The following is a 2681-nucleotide window of genomic DNA, read 5'->3' as shown; positions in this document are numbered from 1 at the left end:
TGGAGTTCATCCAGCATCATCTGCCGAAGATGGGTCACGGTAAACCTCCTGTGACCCGAGGCTTACACAGCCAACAATGCTCAGGAAAAGCCCATGCCGCAGCGGCCGTCGCGCCAGCGACTTAGTTGTGCGCCGGGCATGTTCAATAGCTTGGAGGTGCAAGTCCTCTACCCGACCTGATGGAGGTAAGGGTTAGCAATGACGCAAGGGCTACCGCTGTGAGGCGGGGTCTGAAGGAAGCGTGGAGCAAATGCGTGAGTCGATGGACAAGAACCGGATACAAGGCGTGAGCGTAGGGCGAGCGGGCAACTTACCGCGAAGCCCATATCCATCAAGTACGCGGAGCGTAGATCCGGCGACTGTGCGCAGAAGGCGATTGAACTTACCCCGGGAGATCTGCTTCGTGTCGCTTCGGCGACTGAGAATGCCGTGAGGCATCCTGACCGCGGAGCAGAAGTCAGCAGAGGGCATATTAGGCCATGACGTCGGCAAGGCTAATGAGGCACTCCGAAGCCAAAGGCGGAGTCAACAGATAGGCTGAGCCGGGAACGATGGTTGAAGGCCTGAACGAGAAGAAAGGCGAGTAGGACATGAGTCTCAACAACGACATGCGGCAGAACATCCAGAGCAATCTGGACTTCTCTTCCTCGCAAACGGGTGAAGCCCAGAGAGTGAGTAGGGAAGGGTCCGAATCGTTGAGGACGACAAGTGTGCCCGAAAGCCCAGCTAGGACAGATCGAATCTTGGAGGAGATCGTTGAACGAGAGAACTTGAAGGAAGCATTACGACGGGTTAAGGCCAATAAAGGTGCTCCGGGGGTTGACGGAATGACGGTCAATCAACTCGGCGAGCATCTGAAACAGCACTGGCCAGCCATCCGGGAACAACTGCTGAGCAGTACATACAAACCAAAGCCGGTGAAGCGGGTAGAGATACCGAAGCCGGACGGCGGAGTGCGCAAGCTGGGCATCCCGACGGTGCTGGATCGATTTATCCAGCAGGCGGTCATGCAAGTTCTGCAACAGCGGTGGGACCCAGAGTTTTCCAATAGCAGCTACGGTTTTCGACCGGGGAGATCGGCACATCAGGCAGTAGCTCAGGCGCAGCAGTATATCGCCGAAGGTTATGGCTGGTGCGTCGACCTCGACTTGGAGAAGTTTTTCGATCGAGTAAATCATGACAGACTGATGGCTCAGATCGCCAAGCGTATCGATGACAGGAGACTGCTGAGACTCATCCGGGCGTTCTTGAATGCCGGGGTGATGGAAAACGGGCTGCTCAGTCCGAGCGTTGAAGGTACTCCACAAGGGGGGCCTCTTTCGCCACTGCTAAGCAATCTCGTACTCGACGAACTCGACCGCGAACTGGAACGCCGGGGACATCGACACGTGCGGTACGCAGACGATAGCAATATCTATGTGCGTAGCGAACGTGCGGGTCACCGGGTGATGGCGAGCATTACGCGATTCATCACTGAGCGGCTCAAGCTCAAAGTAAATGAGGCGAAGAGTACGGTAGCGCGCCCGCAGGACCGAAAGTTCCTCGGATTTAGTTTTACGCGCGGTCCAGAAGTCCGACGAGCGATTGCTCCGAAGGCCCTGACTCGCTTCAAAGACAAAATCCGTGAGATAACGCGACAGGCCAAGGGAATAAGCATAGAGACGACAGTGAAGCGACTCGCCACATACATGGTGGGATGGCGCGGCTACTTCGGCTTCTGCGAAACTCCCGAGGTGCTGATCGGCCTTATTCGTTGGGTGCGGCTCAGGCTGCGATGTGCACTCTGGCGACAGTGGAAAACTCCCCGCCGTCGTCGGGCTGCGTTGCTGCAACTAGGAGTCCGCACACGTCTGGCCAGCAACACGGCCGGTAGTGGACGGGGTCCTTGGTACCTGGCCCGCTCCAAAGCTCTTTCTGTGGGGGCTTCGAATGCATACTTCCGGTCTCTCGGGCTGCCTTCGCTGTTCGAGAACTACTAGACTAACTTCTCGAACCGCCGTGTACGGACCCGTTCGCACGGTGGTGTGGCAGGGGTCGGCAGGTGACTGCCGCCCCTATGCCGATCAAACCGGCTAGTCGTAAAGGTGGTGTCTACCGATCGACTCGTATTTGCCTTTGCACCGAGCGCAATATGGCCAATGCTTTCGTCGAAATACGATCGGGCGCGGTCAGATGGACGGACACCAATGGCGCCCAACACCTGGGCGTGGATAGGCCGAAACAACTTTCTTGACCAGTCGGCCATGTTTAAGAGTGGCGAAATTCCTCGCTCGCGGAACTACGGCGAGAGACTGATCACCTGAAACGCGGTCAGTTTCCGTGGTTGCGAGTGGACGTGGGCAATGCGGAAGTAACACGGTTTGGCGTCTGTTTCATGTTGTACGGCATCGCCGTAGGACACTTTCCGTGCGTTGCACGTGTGCTCTTCCAGGTCTCATCCACCGCGGCCGACGAGACCTTGGTCCCCAGCTCAACACAATCTAATGATGCCTAAGAGCCGAACGAGGCAATCGCCGTCCTTTCGTCGTCGTACACATCAAAGACCGTGTACAGCTTTGTAATCTGCATCAGGTCATGAACACGTTTCGTTAAATTGAGGAGCTTCAGCTGCCCATTGCGGTTCTTGACCGATGTGTAGGCGGAAGTCAATTCGCCGAGGCCAGCACTGTCGATATAGCTTA

The 2681-nt window shown here is 56.5% G+C and carries 3 protein-coding genes; 1 reads left to right on the top strand and 2 read right to left on the bottom strand.

Going from position 1 to position 2681, the window contains the following annotated elements:
- Positions 1-472: 472 nt before the first annotated feature.
- On the bottom strand, positions 473-610 hold the full coding sequence (locus WCA10_RS02515) for a hypothetical protein (protein WP_472820909.1): 138 nt from the start codon (positions 608-610) through the stop codon (positions 473-475).
- 100 nt (positions 611-710) lie between these two features.
- Between WCA10_RS02515 and ltrA the strand changes: the two genes are divergently transcribed.
- Entirely contained in the window at positions 711-1979 is a 1269-nt protein-coding gene (gene ltrA / locus WCA10_RS02510; RefSeq protein WP_472820910.1) for a group II intron reverse transcriptase/maturase, read from the top strand.
- Between the two features lie 511 nt (positions 1980-2490).
- Here ltrA and WCA10_RS02505 read toward each other — a convergent pair.
- Positions 2491-2681, bottom strand: a 191-nt coding sequence (locus WCA10_RS02505) for an STAS domain-containing protein (protein WP_472820908.1), incomplete at its 5' end; no start/stop codon positions are given.

The sequence above is a fragment of the Occallatibacter sp. genome, assembly GCF_049582745.1.
In the GTDB taxonomy this organism is placed as follows: domain Bacteria; phylum Acidobacteriota; class Terriglobia; order Terriglobales; family Acidobacteriaceae; genus Telmatobacter.
This window is presented reverse-complemented; position numbering and strand designations above follow the sequence as displayed.

Coding starts and splice junctions, on each gene's coding strand:
- WCA10_RS02515 (WP_472820909.1), bottom strand. CDS start 610: ATGTCGTTGTTGAGACTCATGTCCTACTCGCCTTTCTTCTCGTTCAGG.